The organism is Lichenicoccus sp. (genome assembly GCF_965277665.1).
Taxonomy (GTDB): Bacteria; Pseudomonadota; Alphaproteobacteria; order Acetobacterales; family Acetobacteraceae; genus Lichenicoccus.
Genome location: NZ_OZ255835.1, coordinates 2,662,168 through 2,676,297 on the forward strand (window position 1 = coordinate 2,662,168; position 14,130 = coordinate 2,676,297).

Consider the following 14,130-nt stretch of genomic DNA (forward strand, 5'->3'; position numbering starts at 1 on the left):
CCTGATTTACAACACAATCATTCGTTGCGATTGCGGGCGGGTCGGCGCGCCCCCGGCAAAGCCGCGGAACGAGTGGATCAGGCCGCGTCGCTGTCGGACTTGCGCTCGGCCCGCTTGCGCTGGTGCGGGTCGAGATAGCGCTTGCGCAGCCGCACCGCCGCGGGCGTCACCTCGACCAGCTCGTCATCCTCGATATAGGCGATCGCCTGCTCCAGGCTCATGCGACGCGGCGGCGTCAGCAGCATCGCATCGTCCTTGCCGGCGGCACGGATATTGGTGAGCTTCTTTTCCTTGATCGGGTTGATCTCGAGGTCCGAGCCGCGCGAGTGCTCGCCCAGGATCATGCCGACATAGACCTTCTCGCCCGGGCTCACGAACAGCGCACCGCGCTCCTGCAGGTACCACAGCGCATACTGCACGGCCGCGCCATCCTCGGACGAGATCAGCGAGCCGTTGCGGCGACCCTCTATCGTGCCGGCCCAGGGCTGGTAGCCGGTGAACGAGCGGTTCATGATGCCGGTGCCGCGGGTGTCGGTCAGGAACTCGCCGTGATAGCCGATCAGGCCGCGCGACGGGATGTGGAAGGTCAGCCGCACCTTGCCGGCGCCGGACGGGCGCATGTCCTGCATCTGGCCACGCCGCAGGCTCAGCTTTTCCACGACGACGCCGGAGAACGCCTCGTCGACATCGATCAGCGCCTCCTCGAACGGCTCCTCGCGCTCGCCGGTCGCCTCATTCAGGCGCGTCAGCACGCGCGGCCTTCCGATGGTGAGCTCGAAGCCCTCTCGGCGCATGGTCTCGATCAGCACCCCGAGCTGCAGCTCGCCGCGCCCGGCCACCTCGAACGCCTCGCTCTCCGGGCTGTCGGTGACGCGTATGGCGACATTGCCCTCGGTCTCGCGGATCAGCCGCTCGCGTATCTGCCGCGAGGTCACCTTCTTGCCGTCACGGCCGCCATACGGGCCATCGTTCAGCCGGAAGGTCATGGTGAGCGTCGGCGGATCGACCGGGATCGCCGGCAGCGCCGCGGTCACCTCCGGCGACGCGATGGTCTCCGGAATGGTCGCCTCCGACAACCCCGCGACCGCGATGATGTCGCCGGTGCCGGCCTCGTCCACCGAGACCCGCTCCAGGCCGCGGAAGGTCAGCAGCTTGGTCAGCCGGCCGGTCTCGACCACGGTGCCGTCGGCGCGCAGCACCCGCACCGGCATGTTCAAACGCGCCCGGCCCTGCTCGATGCGTCCGGTCAGCACGCGGCCGAGGAAGTTGTCGTATTCCATGATCGAGGCGACCATCGCGAACGGCGCCTCGGTATCGAGATGCGGCGCCGGCACATGGCTCAGCACCAGGTCGTACAGTGCCGAGAGATCCTTGCGCGGCCCCTCCAGCGTGGTGTCGGCCCAGCCCTGGCGGCCGGAGGCGTACAGCATCGGGAAGTCGAGCTGGTGGTCGTCGGCGCCGAGCGCCGCAAACAGGTCGAACACCTCGGTATGCACCTCGTCCGGACGCGCGTCCTGGCGATCGACCTTGTTCACCACCACGATCGGACGGATGCCGCGGGCCAACGCCTTGCCGACGACGAACTTGGTCTGCGGCAGTGCCCCTTCGGCGGCATCGACCAGCACGATGGCACCGTCCACCATGTTCAGGATGCGCTCGACCTCGCCGCCGAAATCCGCGTGGCCCGGCGTGTCGATGATGTTGATGCGCACGCCCTTCCACTCGACGCTGGTGCACTTGGCAAGGATGGTGATGCCCCGCTCGCGCTCCAGGTCGTTGCTGTCCATCGCCCGCTCGGCCACGTGCTGGTTGTCGCGGAAGGTGCCCGACTGCCGCAGCAGCTGGTCGACGAGGGTGGTCTTCCCATGGTCGACATGGGCGATGATGGCGATGTTGCGAATGTCCATGACGGTCTGACCCGGCTTTCTTCAGCGTGCGGGCAGCCGGCACATCGAGCCTCCGGAACGCATCATCCGGGTGCCAGGCAGCGGCTGCAATGATAGGGTGTTACGCGGCTAGATAATGGTGCAGCGCACGCATTGCACGCTTTAACTTTCGATGCTGGCGCAGCCGGAACTTTCGATGCTGGCGCAGCCGGAACTTTCGATGCTGGCGCAGCCGGAACTTTCGATGCTGGCGCAGCCGGCGCCCTAAGGACGGCGCGGGCGGATCAGAGCCCGGCGAGTTGCCGCAGGTCCGCTTCCGGCCGGGCGCCGTAATGCGAGATGATCTCGGCTGCGGCGACCGAGCCGACGCGGCCGCATTCGGCGAGCGTCCGCCCCTGCGTCAAGGCGGTGAGGAACCCGGCGGCATACGCGTCGCCGGCCCCGGTGGTATCGACCACCCTGGTCGGCACTGCCGCAATGCGCACCCGCTCGTCGCCGCGCACGACAAGGCTGCCATGCTCGGACCGGGTCAGTACCGCGAGCGCCACGTCGGCCGACGCATGCCGGGCCGCCGCCTCGAAGTCGGCGGTCTCGTACAGCGACAGGATCTCCTGCTCGTTGGCGAACAGGATATCGACGCCACCCGCCACCAGCGCGCGGAAGGCACTGCGGTGGCGCCCGACGCAGAACGGGTCGGACAGGGTCAGCGCCACGTGGCGGCCGGCCGCGTGCGCGATCTCGGCGGCGCGCCGGAACGCACGCTGCGCCTGGGGCGGGTCGAACAGGTAGCCTTCGAGATAGGTGACGCGCGCGCCCGCGATCGCCTCGGCCAGCACGTCGGCCTCGGCGAACGCGGTGCAGGCGCCCAGATAGGTGTTCATCGTACGCTGGCCATCCGGCGTCACCAGGATGACGCAGAGCGCCGTGTCGCGATCGCCGCGTGTCGCCTCGCTCAGCGGGGCGGAGGGGAACGCGATCCCGGCCGCCTCGATGTCGAGCCGGAACACCCGGCCGGCCTCGTCGTCGGCGACCTTGCCGAGATAGGCCACGCGGGCGCCGAGTGCCGCCGCCACCACGCAGGTGTTGGCCGCCGAGCCGCCGCCGGTGCGCGCAACCGGATTGACCAGCGCCGTGAGTTCGGCCGCCCGGATTGCGTCGATCAGCGACATGCTGGCCGGCACCATGCCCTGCTGCTCGGGGAAGCCGGCCGGTACCGGGGCCAGCACGTCCACGATCGCATTGCCGATACCGGTGATATCGAAAGCTGCTTCGGCGAAATGCATCGGTGGGTCCCGGCTTGGCGATCAGGCTGCTGCGCGTATCACCCGGCTGCGCGTATCACCGGGACCGCCGCACCGGCAAGCGCCGGCCGGAAGCTTGTCGTTGCAACGCTACCACTTGCGCGTGTAGAGCGGTCGCAACGAACGATCGGGACAGGAACAGTGTTCAAGCGACGCAAGCCAGACGATCCGCCTCCCGGAACCGGACCGGTGGCGACCGTCGTGCCGGCGTCCGGCACCGGCGGCCGCGACTTCGGCGCCGGTCTCGGCATGCCACCCTACCGGCCGGCGCCCCAGACTCCGGCCCCCCAGACGCCGGGGGGCGACTCCGGTGCGCCGGCGCCGGGCGTGCTGGATCCACCGAGCCGTCCGCTCCCGGCAACCCGCCCGCTTCCCCCAGCCCAACAGGAGGCCCAAACCATGGGTCGTGCTCCCTTCTCGACGCCACCACTGCCAGCGGCGCCGCCCGCGCCGCGTCCAGGCCTCGGGTCCGGCGGTGGCTTCGGGGCTTCCACGACCCTGCAACCGAACAGCGGCCAGCGGCCACGCGAGGCGGTCGAGAAGCGCACGCTGGTGGTGGGTCGCGGGATTAGCGTCCAGGGCACGGTGCAGGATGCCGAGCGGCTCGTGGTCGAGGGCACCGTCGAGGCGAGCATGATCGCGGCGATCGAGCTGCATGTGGCGCCGGGCGGCATGTTCCGCGGCTCTGCCCAGGTGCAGGATGCCGAGGTCGCCGGCACGGTGGATGGCACCCTGACCGCGACCGGCACCCTGACCATCCGCCCGACCGGCCGGGTGATCGGGAGTGCGAAGTGCGGCTCGCTGACCGTCGAGCCCGGCGGCCAGGTGACCGGCCAGTTCGAGACCAGCTTCGGCCAGGATGCCGCCAAGGCGCCGTTGGCGGGCGGGCTGGACCAGGGCGCCGACCCGGTGTCGCCGGCCCCGGTGCTGCCCCAGGCTGTGCATCCTGCGGTGCATCCGAAGGAGAGCGGCACCGCCTCGCTGGGCTGAGCAGTCAGGCGGTATCGCGGCGGTCGCGCAGCTTCACGTAGGCGAGCTGGGCATGCTCGGTGCAGTACGGCTTGCCCGGGATCGGATCGCCGCCGCAGAACCGGAACTGCTTGGTGCCGGGCTCGCCGAGCGGCCAGCAGCAGGCGAGCCCGCGTCGTCGCGGCTCGGACCGGCCGAGGGAGCGATAGCCGCCGGTGTCGTTGTCCGCGCCAGAATCACGTGTGTGGCCGCGTGTGTGATCGCGTGCGTGCTCGCGTGCATCCGGCGCCGACACCGGCCGGCGCATCGGGGTGACGTTGCAGCGGTTCCCTGGAGAGCGGCTTGCCACCGGCTCGTTCGGGAGCCCGGAATAGCCTCGCGCCGCGGTGCGAGCCGCGTCCGGGACCAGCCGCACCGGCGCACCAGCCGGCGGCGCCGGCCGCGCGGCGGCGCGGATCGATGCCGACGGACGTGCCGCATGCGAGCCCCTGCCCGCAACCGAGCCGCCCGGAGCACTCACCAGCCCCTTGCGGATCGGCGATGGCCGCGGCGGCAAGATGAGACGATGCGCCTTGCCGACCACGGCGTTCTTGGTGATGGACATTCGCCGGCCGATCTCGGCGGTGGAATGCCCCTCCTGCCAGAGACTGCGCAAACGGGAGATCGTCTCCTCGTTCCATTCCATCGCCCGGCTCCTCCTGGATAGGAGATCCGACGATAGGGCAAAAAATCCGCGATCTCAACGAACCAACCACAAAATCTTGTGGACAGAATCGAGGGGAACCCCCACCAGTCGTGTGGATAACTATATTTTAACGATAATCTATCTGGCGTTTCAGACAACCAGAGCCGGGGCCGCCGATCACCCGGAAATTCCTCGATTCGGCTGCGACTCGGAGTGCAACACGGTCAATCCGGTGTCCGCAGCAGCCTGATCCGCTTGCCATCCACGCCCAGCGACACCAACCCGCCCTTGAGGGCCAGCGCGTCGTCGCCGAAGACCGTGCGGCGCCAGCCCTGCAGCGCCGGGATGTCCGGCGCCTCCTCCGCCGCCAGCCGGTCGATCTCCTCGGAGGAGGCCAGCAGCCGCGGCGCGACGTCGTGCTGTTCCGCCTTGGCCGCCAGCAGCACCTTGAGCAGCGACACCAGCGCCGGCGACGGGCGCGGCCCGTCCCGGCGCGCCACGGTCGGCAGGCCGGCCTCCGGCTCCCCCCGCGCGGCCTCGATGGCCGCCAGCAGCCCGGTGCCGGCCCGGCCCTCGGCAAAGCCCCGGCTGACGCCCCGTATGCGTGTCAGCGCCTCGATGTCGCGCGGCGCGGTGGCCGCGATCTCCAACAGACTCTCGTCCTTGAGCAGGCGCGAGCGCGGGATGTTGACCCGCTGCGCCTCGCGGTCGCGCCAGGCGGTGATCGCGCGCAGCGCGCCCAGCATGCGCCGGTTGCCGGTGCGCGGCCGCAGCCGTTCCCACAGCGTCTCGGGATCGGGGCGGAAGGTCTGCGGATCGCCCAGCACCGCCATCTCCTGCGCCACCCATTCAAGCCGCCCCTCGCGCACCAGGCGGGCGCGCAGCGCCTCGTAAACGTCGCGCAGCCAGGTCACGTCGGCGGCGGCATAGGCGACCTGTGCCGGTGACAACGGGCGCGCCGACCAGTCGCTGAAGCGGTGCGCCTTGTCGATCTCGCCGCCGGTGAGCGAGGCGACCAGGCTGTCATAGCCGACCTGGTCGCCGAAGCCCGCCACCATCGCCGCCACCTGGGTATCAAACACCGACGCCGGCAGCCGGCCGAACCGGTACAGAAAAATCTCCAGGTCCTGGCGCGCGGCATGGAACACCTTGACCACCGCCGGATCGTCAAGCAGGGCGGCGAGGGGCGCGAGGTCGAGCGTGACCACCACGGCGTCGATCACCGCGACCTCGGCGTGGCCTGCGAGCTGCACGACGCACAGCTCCGGGTAGTAGGTGCGCTCGCGCACGAACTCGGTGTCGATGGTGACGAAGCGTTCCTGGCGCAGGCGTTCGACGAGGGCGGCAAGTGACGCGGTCTCGGTGACGAGCACCGGCTCGGGATAAGGCGATCGGCTGGGACGTGGCATGCCAAGGCTGTTACACCCGCATGGCCGGGCACGAAAGCAGCGTGGCTTACCGTGACGCCCTGCTCGCGCGCAGCAACATTGACAGTCCCCGACCGCGGCGGCTTCTTGCCCTAGAGGCTGTCTGGAAACAGCTGATGCCGGATGAGAGCGGCCTGAAGGGCCGCGGCCGGCGTGGCTTTTCGAGCACCGGAGCGGAGCGGCCTCCTTGGCCGTGAGCCCCGGAGCACAGAAAAGGCGCGTCGGATCGCCAGCAGCAGCTGTTTCCAGACAGCCTCCCCTTCTTGCCGACAGGACACTTGCATGCATCCCTACCGCACCCACAGCTGCGCTCGATTGCGCGGCACCGATGCCGGGCAGACCGCCCGCCTGTCCGGCTGGGTGCACTCCAAGCGCGACCATGGCGGGCTGCTGTTCATCGACCTGCGCGACCATCACGGCATCACCCAGATCGTGTTCCCGGCCGGCTCCGACCTGCTGGCCGCCGCCGAGCGGCTGCGCGTCGAGAGCGTGATCACGGTCACCGGCGACGTCGTGCTGCGCGAAGGCGCCACCGTGAACGCGAAGCTCGCCACCGGCGAGATCGAGCTGCGGGCAAAGGCGCTCGAGGTGCAATCGGCCAGCGACGTGCTGCCACTGCAGGTCGCCGGCACCGAGAGCTACCCGGAGGAGCTGCGGCTGCGCTACCGCTACATCGACCTCAGGCGCGACAAGCTGCACCGCAACATGATGCTGCGCGCCGGCGTGATCGCCAGCCTGCGGGCGCGGATGATCGCGCAGGGCTTCACCGAGTTCCAGACGCCGATCCTGACCGCCTCCAGCCCAGAGGGCGCGCGCGACTTCCTGGTGCCGGCGCGGCTGCATCCGGGCCGGTTCTACGCCCTGCCGCAGGCGCCGCAGCAGTTCAAGCAGCTCGCGATGATCGCGGGCTTCGACCGCTACTTCCAGATCGCACCCTGCTTTCGCGACGAGGCGGCCCGCGCCGACCGCTCGCCGGGCGAGTTCTACCAGCTCGATTTCGAGATGAGCTTCGTCACCCAGGAGGACGTGTTCGCCACGCTGGAGCCGGTGATGGCCGGCATCTTCGAGGAGTTCGGCCAGGGCCGCGCGGTCAGCCCTACCCCGTTCCCGCGCATCCCGTACGAGCAGGCGCTGGCGCTGTACGGCAGCGACAAGCCCGATCTGCGCAACCCGCTCGTCATCACCGACGTCACCGCGCCGTTCGCCGGCTCCGGCTTCGGCCTGTTCGCGCGCATCGCGGCCGGCGGCGGCACGGTACGCGCCATTCCCGCGCCGGGCGCCGGCGCGCGGCCGCGCTCGTTCTTCGACAAGCTCAACGAGTGGGCCCGCGCCGAGGGTATGGGCGGCCTCGGCTACATCACCTTCGATGAGCAGGGCAACGCACAGGGTCCGATCGCCCGCAATCTCGAGGCCGAGCGGGCCCTGGCCGTGCGCGAGGCCTGCCGGCTCCGCGCCGGGGATGCGGTCTTCTTCGTCGCCGGCCCCGCTTCCGAGGCGGTGAAATTCGCAGGGATGGTGCGCACCCGGATCGCGGCCGAACTCGACCTCGTTGAAAAAGATGCCTTCCGGTTCTGCTGGATCACCGACTTCCCGATGTACGAGATCAACGAGGAGACCGGGCAGATCGATTTCAGCCACAACCCGTTCTCGATGCCGCAGGGCGGCCTGGACGCCCTGGACAGCCAGGACCCGCTGACCATCAAGGCGTTCCAGTACGACATCGTCTGCAACGGCATCGAGCTGTCGTCCGGCGCGATCCGCAACCACCTGCCCGAATTGATGATCCGCGCCTTCCAGATCGCGGGGTACCCGTCGACCGAGGTCGAGGCGCGGTTCGGCGGCATGCTGAACGCGTTCCGCTTCGGCGCCCCGCCGCATGGCGGCTCGGCCCCGGGCGTCGACCGCATCGTCATGCTGCTGGCCGACGAGCCGAACATACGCGAGGTCATCCTGTTCCCGCTCAACCAGCAGGGCGAGGACCCGATGATGGGCGCGCCGGCGCCGGTCGATGCGAGGCGCCTCAAGGAGCTGTCGCTGCAGCTCGACCTGCCCCCCGTCAAGACCGTCGGCGGCCCGCTGAAGTCGGTTCCCCAGGAATCGGGGCCCCGAGAGCCGGAGCCCCAGCCGTCGGCGCCCCAGCAGTCGGCGCCCCAGCAGTCGGCGCCCCAGCAGTCGGGCCAGTGAGCGTGCGCCTGCTGCTTGCCGGCCTGCTGCTGGGGGCCCCTCTGCTGTGCGCCGCCGCCGCCTCGGCCGCGACGCTGGCCGCGCACCGGGCCACCTACGATCTGAGCCTGGACCACGTGCAGGGCGGCGGCATCGTCGCCGCCACCGGTCACATGACCTACCAGGTGACCGACACCTGCACCGGCTGGGCGACCCAGCAGCAGCTGCGCCTGCAGACCGTGACCCGTGATGGCGGCCCCTCCACCCTGGTGTCGGACTATGCCACGCTGGAGAGCAAGGACGGCCGCCACCTGACCTTCGACATGCGTCAGCGCGCCAACGGCGCCACCAGCGAGCAGGTGCGCGGCGAGGCGACCATGCCGGCCGCCGGCGCCGGCAGCATCGGCTACACGCTGCCGCAGCGCGCCACGGTGGCGTTGCCGCCGGGCACGCTGTTTCCGATGGCGCATACGCTGGCGATCCTGCAGGCGGCGCAGGCCGGGCGAAAATCGATCGCCCCGCTGCTGTTCGACGGGACCGGACCGGACGGCGCCCAGGACACCTATGTCGTCATCACCGGCTGGCAGCCGCCGCCTTCGCACTCCGACCGGCCATTGCTCGCAGCCCTCGGCTCGGCGCAGGTGCATGTCGCGTTCTTCTCGCGCGCGGCCGGCACCATCAGCCCGGACTACGAGGCTTCCATGCGCTACTTCTCGAACGGCGTGTCCGATCGGGTGCTGATGGATTTCGGCAGCTTCACGATGAAGGCCGTGATGCAGGATTTCGTGCCGGCCGCGCCGGCGCATTGCTGAACCGCCGGCTCGCGAAGAGTGCTAAGACAGCCGCTCACCGGGCAGGTCGACGGCGAAATGGCGCGCGTACGCTGCATCATGATGCAAAAAGACGAGGGCCAGCTCCTCGATGCCTGGCTGAAATACTACGGCTACCTGTTCGGCTTCGAGAACCTCGAGGTGCTGGACAACGGCTCGCGCGATTTGTTGACCTGCTTCATCCTCGAACAGTTCGAGGCGGTCGGCGTCCGCGTCCACCGGCAGCATGTCGGCATCGAGGCGTTCGAGCGCAAAGGCGCCATCGTGCACGGCATCATCAACGGCTGGGACCGCGATCATGACTATGATTTCGCGCTGCCGTGCGATTGCGACGAGTTCCTGGCACTGTTCACCCGCACCGGACTGAGCTGCACCCGGGATGCGATCCATGCCGGTCTCGACGGGCTGATGGAGTGCGACCAGGCGCTCGGCATCCGGACCTCGCTGTTCAACGTCCCGTCGCAGACCGACTGGTTCCACCCCGAGGTGTTTCCCAAGGGCTTCCTGCCGAGCCATGCGATCCTCGATCTGGACAGCGGCTACCACGAGCCGAAGTCGCGGCTGTGCGTCGGAACGCGGGACACCGACTTCACCTACCTGCACTTCCACAACAAGCCGTACGAGACCGTCCAGGAGCATACCAGGCGCAAGATGTACCGCCGGGTCGATGTCGAGGACCGCGACGCCATGCGGCGCTATGCCGGGCCGGGCACCCACATGATCAAGGACCTGCTGATGTCGCGCGAGGAATACGTGCATCAGTTCGACCACCGGATCACGGTCCGCTTCGAGCAGTTCACCGACCAGATGCGCGCCCTCGGCGCTCGCGAGAGCCTGCTGACCGGGGATGCCAGGCTGCTCCGCCGCCACCGCAGCGTGCCGGGCGGCCTGTCCACGATCCGGCTGCCGGCCTCGGAGGCGCAACCCCCGCGCCTGGTCGCCTTCGACAGCTCCGCCTATCTCGCAGACAACCCGGATATCTCCATCCAGAGCGGCTGCGGTCTGCCGCACTACCTGTATTACGGCTACCGCGAGGGCCGCGCGCTGATCCCGGAGAGCGCAACGGCCTCGGCCTGAGCATGATCCACTCGATCCTGCTCTGCTTCTTCGCCTGATGCGGCCGTTCAGGCGGCGCTGCTGCCGATCTGCTTGATATCGACGAAGGTCAGGCCCGGATTGGCCTCGGTGGTCCGGCGCATCATGAAGGCGGAGCTCGCCAGGAAGACCGGATCGCCATCGAGATCGTCCGCCAGCGCCGAGCGGTTGGCCGCCATGAACCCCTCCATGCGGGCGCGGTCGCCACTGACCCAGCGCGCCAGCGCGAACGGCGTCGACTCGAACCCGATGGCCACGCCGTATTCCCCCGCAAGCCGCGCCTGCAGCACGTCGAGCTGCAGGGTGCCGACCACGCCCACGATCGGCGGCGCGCCATCCTGCGGGCGGAACAGCTGCACCACCCCCTCCTCGGCCAGCTCGGTCAGCGCCTGGCGCAGCTTCTTGGCCTTCATCGCATCGTCCAGCCGCACCCGGCGCAGGATCTCGGGGGCGAAATGCGGCACCCCGGTGAAGCGCAGGTCCTCGCTCTCGGTCAGCGTGTCGCCGATGCGCAGCGTGCCGTGGTTGGGAATGCCCACCACGTCACCGGCGAACGCCTCCTCGGCCAGCTGGCGGTCGCGCGCGAAGAAGAACTGCGGCGTGTGCAGCGCGAACTGCTTGCCGGTGCGCACATGGCGCAGCCGCATGCCGCGCTGCAGCCGCCCGGAGCAGATGCGCGCGAACGCCATCCGGTCGCGATGGTTGGGGTCCATGTTCGCCTGGATCTTGAACACCAGCGCCGTCATCGCCGCCTCATCCGCCTGCACCGAACGCGTCTCGGTCGCCTGCGCCCGCGGCGGCGGCCCGAACGAAACCAGCGCGTCGAGCAGGTCGAGCACGCCGATCTCGCGCATCGCGCTGCCGAAGAACACCGGCGTCAGGTGCCCGGCATCGAAGCTCTCCCGGTCGAACTCGGGCAGCGCCCCCCGCACCAGTTCCAGTTCCTCGCCGAGCGCCTGCAGCCGCAAATCGGACTGCGCCAGCGTCTGCGTCAGGTGCATCTCGCGCCCCCGCAGGTCGTAGGTGCCGACGAAGCCCGAAGCCCGCCCGACCGGCCAGGTCGCCGGCGCCGTGTCCAGCGCCAGCGTGCCGCCCACCTCGTCGAGCAGCGCGAACGGGTCCTGCGCCTCGCGGTCCATCTTGTTGATGAAGGTGATGATCGGAATGTCGCGCAGCCGGCAGATCTCGAACAGCTTGCGCGTCCGCTCCTCGATGCCTTTCGCCGCATCGATCACCATCACCGCGGAATCCACCGCCGTCAGCGTCCGGTAGGTGTCCTCGGAAAAATCCTCGTGCCCGGGCGTATCGAGCAGGTTGAAGATGCAGCCGCCGTACTCGAACGTCATCACCGACGTCACCACCGAGATCCCGCGCTCGCGCTCGATCCCCATCCAGTCGGAACGAGTGCGCCGCCGCTCCCCCTTGGCCCGCACGTTCCCCGCCAGCTGGATCGCCCCACCCGCCCGCAACAGCCGCTCGGTCAGCGTGGTCTTGCCCGCATCGGGATGCGAAATGATCGCAAAAGTCCGCCGCCGCGCGATCTCGCCCCGCATCACCTCAACGCCGTCGGACATGACTTCACCCTGAACTAAGGCGAGGGCGCTGCCCTCGACCCGCCGGGGCGAGCGGCCCCGGACCCGCCTGCCTTAAATACAGAGCGCCGGACGGAGAGGTCCCCGTCCGGTGCCATTTCTCTTGCCTTCCCGGGAAGGTCGGGAGAGATGGTTCGAGAGTGCGCTACGCTGAGTCAGAGGCGCCCCCGGCGCCGCCCGTCGTGCCTGTCGAGAACCGGAGCGGAGCGGCCTCCTGGCCGTGAGCACCGGAAGCGCAGACAGGCGCGTCGGATGGCCAGCGTAGTAGCGCTATCGGACCATCTCGCTAGCGGCTGTAGAATTCCACCACGAGGTTCGGTTCCATCGTGACGGGGTAGGGGACGTCGGTCAGCTTGGGCGAGCGGGTGAAGCGGCCCTTCATCGCGCGATGGTCGACCTCGAGATATTCCGGCACGTCGCGCTCGCCGTTCTGGACGGCGTCGAGCACCACGGCGAGCTGCTTGGACTTCTCGCGCACCTCGATCACGTCGTTGTCGCGCACCAGGAAGGACGGGATGTTGACCTTGCGGCCGTTCACCGTGACATGGCCGTGGTTGACGAACTGGCGGGCCGCGAACGGCGTCAGCGCGAACTTCAGGCGGTAGATCACCGCATCCAGCCGGCGCTCGAGCAGGTCGATCAGGTTCTCCGAGGTGTCGCCCTTGCGGCGCACCGCCTCGTCGTAATACTTGCGGAACTGCTTCTCGCTGATGTTGCCGTAATAGCCCTTGAGCTTCTGCTTGGCCATCAGCTGCACCGAGAAGTCGGTCGGCTTCTGCTTGCGGCGCTGGCCGTGCTGGCCCGGGCCGTACTCGCGCTTGTTGATCGGTGACTTCGCGCGGCCCCACAGATTGACGCCGAGGCGGCGGTTGATCTTGTACTTGCTTTCCAGGCGCTTGCTCACAGGCAAACCCTTCTCGTCTGGTGCGACCGGTATGTCCGACGCTGGTGTTGCACCGGTAGGCCCCGACCTCGTGGTCGCGACGGGCGCGGTCCGCGTTATCGCCGCGCCTGCCTGTGCGACATGGCTCGCCGACCGGATCCGTCCACGTTCCCGGCAGTAAGTCGCGGCCTATACGGGTCACGCCGCACCCTGTCAACGGTGCCGGCCACACGCTATGGTGGGCGCTGGCCAAGCCGGCCCCAGAGACGGTCAGACACTCGGATCGGCGGCCCGGCGGAGGATGACGGAAGCGATGCGTCTCTATCGTGAGGTGGTCGAGCACAGGCTGGACGAGAGCTTCCGCGCCTGGACGCACGGCTACCCCTTCAAGACCGTGAAATGGCACTTCCACCCGGAATACGAGATCCACCTGATCACCGCCACCACCGGGCAGTCCTTCGTCGGCGACCATGTCGGACGGTTTTCACCCGGCAATCTCACCTTCCTGGGCCCGAACCTGCCGCACAACTGGATCAGCGAGGTGGCGCCGGGCGAGATCGTGCCGCAGCGCTGCCTGGTGCTGCAGTTTTCCGAGGGCTTCATCACCGGCTGCATGACGGCGTTCCCCGAGCTGCGCCCGATCCGGCCGCTGCTGGCGGAGAGCATCGGCGGCCTGGAATACGCGCGCGAGGCCGGCGAGGCCGCGTTTGCGCCGATGACCGCGCTGCTGACCGCGCGGGGGCCGTCGCGGCTGGAGCTGTTCTTCGGCCTGATGCGGCTGCTGGCGGCGAGCCGGCGGCGGCGTCTGTCGAGCCCGCACTACCAGCCCAGCGACGGCGACTATGTCCACCGGGCGCTGGAGCATGTGCTGCTGCATATCGAGCGGAACTTCCAGGCCAACATCCGCGAGACGGACATGGCGGCGCTGAGCGGCTACACCCAGAGCAGCTTCGCCCGCGCCTTCCGCAAGCAGACCGGGCAGTGCTTCACGCACTATGTCAACGAGAAGCGCATTGCCCGATCCTGCGACCTGCTGCTGCATTCCGCCGACAGCATCACCGCGATCTGCTTTGCGGTCGGCTTCAACAACCTGTCCAACTTCAACCGCCAGTTCCTGCTGCATCGCGGGCTGACGCCATCGGCCTGGCGGAGGGCGCATCGCCAGCAGGCCGCCCACGCCGCCTAGCCCGTCTGATAATGCTACTACGCTGGCAACCCGACGCGCCTTTCTCCGCTTCCGGTGCTCACCGCCAGACGGCGGCTCCGCTCCGGTTCTCGAAAGGCACGCCGGCCGTGTCG

11 protein-coding genes are annotated in these 14,130 nt (G+C 69.0%); 5 read left to right on the forward strand and 6 right to left on the reverse strand.

The features are described 5' to 3' along the window. Positions 1-77 precede the first annotated feature (77 nt). A complete protein-coding gene (gene typA, locus ACQY4O_RS12365) occupies positions 78-1,907 on the reverse strand; it encodes a translational GTPase TypA (protein WP_428376664.1) in 1,830 nt (609 codons plus the stop codon). A 263-nt stretch (positions 1,908-2,170) separates the two neighbouring features. Continuing rightward, complete coding sequence (locus ACQY4O_RS12370) at positions 2,171-3,169, reverse strand: adenosine kinase (protein ID WP_428376665.1); 999 nt, start codon at positions 3,167-3,169, stop codon at positions 2,171-2,173. A 417-nt stretch (positions 3,170-3,586) separates the two neighbouring features. Between ACQY4O_RS12370 and ACQY4O_RS12375 the strand changes: the two genes are divergently transcribed. Continuing rightward, positions 3,587-4,177, forward strand: coding sequence for a bactofilin family protein (locus tag ACQY4O_RS12375; RefSeq protein WP_428376666.1), 591 nt, complete (start codon positions 3,587-3,589; stop codon positions 4,175-4,177). 4 nt (positions 4,178-4,181) lie between these two features. Here the strand turns inward: ACQY4O_RS12375 and ACQY4O_RS12380 are convergent, their stop codons facing one another. Both ACQY4O_RS12380 and rnd read right to left on the reverse strand, forming a co-directional pair. Then, positions 4,182-4,841 carry a GcrA family cell cycle regulator gene (locus tag ACQY4O_RS12380; protein WP_428376667.1) on the reverse strand — a complete coding sequence of 220 codons (660 nt, stop codon included), beginning with the start codon at positions 4,839-4,841 and terminating at the stop codon, positions 4,182-4,184. A gap of 224 nt (positions 4,842-5,065) precedes the next feature. Continuing rightward, a complete protein-coding gene (gene rnd / locus ACQY4O_RS12385) occupies positions 5,066-6,250 on the reverse strand; it encodes a ribonuclease D (RefSeq protein WP_428376668.1) in 1,185 nt (394 codons plus the stop codon). A 300-nt stretch (positions 6,251-6,550) separates the two neighbouring features. Here rnd and aspS point away from each other — a divergent pair, with 300 nt between their 5' ends. From aspS to ACQY4O_RS12400, 3 genes are all read left to right on the forward strand, one after another. After that, positions 6,551-8,452, forward strand: coding sequence for an aspartate--tRNA ligase (gene aspS, locus ACQY4O_RS12390; RefSeq protein WP_428376669.1), 1,902 nt, complete (start codon positions 6,551-6,553; stop codon positions 8,450-8,452). Further along, the gene (locus ACQY4O_RS12395; protein ID WP_428376670.1) at positions 8,449-9,243 is read left to right on the forward strand and encodes a cell envelope integrity EipB family protein; all 795 of its coding nucleotides are present in this window, start codon (positions 8,449-8,451) and stop codon (positions 9,241-9,243) included. The genes aspS and ACQY4O_RS12395 overlap by 4 nt, the downstream gene beginning before the upstream one ends. A gap of 78 nt (positions 9,244-9,321) precedes the next feature. Beyond that, the gene (locus ACQY4O_RS12400; protein ID WP_428376671.1) at positions 9,322-10,338 is read left to right on the forward strand and encodes a glycosyltransferase family 2 protein; all 1,017 of its coding nucleotides are present in this window, start codon (positions 9,322-9,324) and stop codon (positions 10,336-10,338) included. Between the two features lie 47 nt (positions 10,339-10,385). Here the strand turns inward: ACQY4O_RS12400 and ACQY4O_RS12405 are convergent, their stop codons facing one another. Both ACQY4O_RS12405 and rpsD read right to left on the reverse strand, forming a co-directional pair. After that, positions 10,386-11,930 (reverse strand): peptide chain release factor 3, encoded by a 1,545-nt coding sequence (locus ACQY4O_RS12405; RefSeq protein WP_428376672.1) that lies wholly within the window; start codon positions 11,928-11,930, stop codon positions 10,386-10,388. A 304-nt stretch (positions 11,931-12,234) separates the two neighbouring features. Next, positions 12,235-12,852 (reverse strand): 30S ribosomal protein S4, encoded by a 618-nt coding sequence (gene rpsD / locus ACQY4O_RS12410; protein ID WP_428376673.1) that lies wholly within the window; start codon positions 12,850-12,852, stop codon positions 12,235-12,237. Between the two features lie 292 nt (positions 12,853-13,144). Between rpsD and ACQY4O_RS12415 the strand changes: the two genes are divergently transcribed. Further along, complete coding sequence (locus ACQY4O_RS12415) at positions 13,145-14,017, forward strand: AraC family transcriptional regulator (RefSeq protein ID WP_428376674.1); 873 nt, start codon at positions 13,145-13,147, stop codon at positions 14,015-14,017. Positions 14,018-14,130: the final 113 nt, after the last annotated feature.

What these genes read in the sequence shown, in the direction of transcription:
- ACQY4O_RS12370 (WP_428376665.1), bottom strand. Translation starts at nt 3,169, where the DNA reads ATGCATTTCGCCGAAGCAGCTTTCGATATCACCGGTATCGGCAATGCG.
- aspS (WP_428376669.1), top strand. Translation starts at nt 6,551, where the DNA reads ATGCATCCCTACCGCACCCACAGCTGCGCTCGATTGCGCGGCACCGAT.
- ACQY4O_RS12380 (WP_428376667.1), bottom strand. Translation starts at nt 4,841, where the DNA reads ATGGAATGGAACGAGGAGACGATCTCCCGTTTGCGCAGTCTCTGGCAG.
- ACQY4O_RS12405 (WP_428376672.1), bottom strand. Translation starts at nt 11,930, where the DNA reads ATGTCCGACGGCGTTGAGGTGATGCGGGGCGAGATCGCGCGGCGGCGG.
- ACQY4O_RS12400 (WP_428376671.1), top strand. Translation starts at nt 9,322, where the DNA reads ATGATGCAAAAAGACGAGGGCCAGCTCCTCGATGCCTGGCTGAAATAC.
- typA (WP_428376664.1), bottom strand. Translation starts at nt 1,907, where the DNA reads ATGGACATTCGCAACATCGCCATCATCGCCCATGTCGACCATGGGAAG.
- ACQY4O_RS12415 (WP_428376674.1), top strand. Translation starts at nt 13,145, where the DNA reads ATGCGTCTCTATCGTGAGGTGGTCGAGCACAGGCTGGACGAGAGCTTC.
- rnd (WP_428376668.1), bottom strand. Translation starts at nt 6,250, where the DNA reads ATGCCACGTCCCAGCCGATCGCCTTATCCCGAGCCGGTGCTCGTCACC.
- ACQY4O_RS12375 (WP_428376666.1), top strand. Translation starts at nt 3,587, where the DNA reads ATGGGTCGTGCTCCCTTCTCGACGCCACCACTGCCAGCGGCGCCGCCC.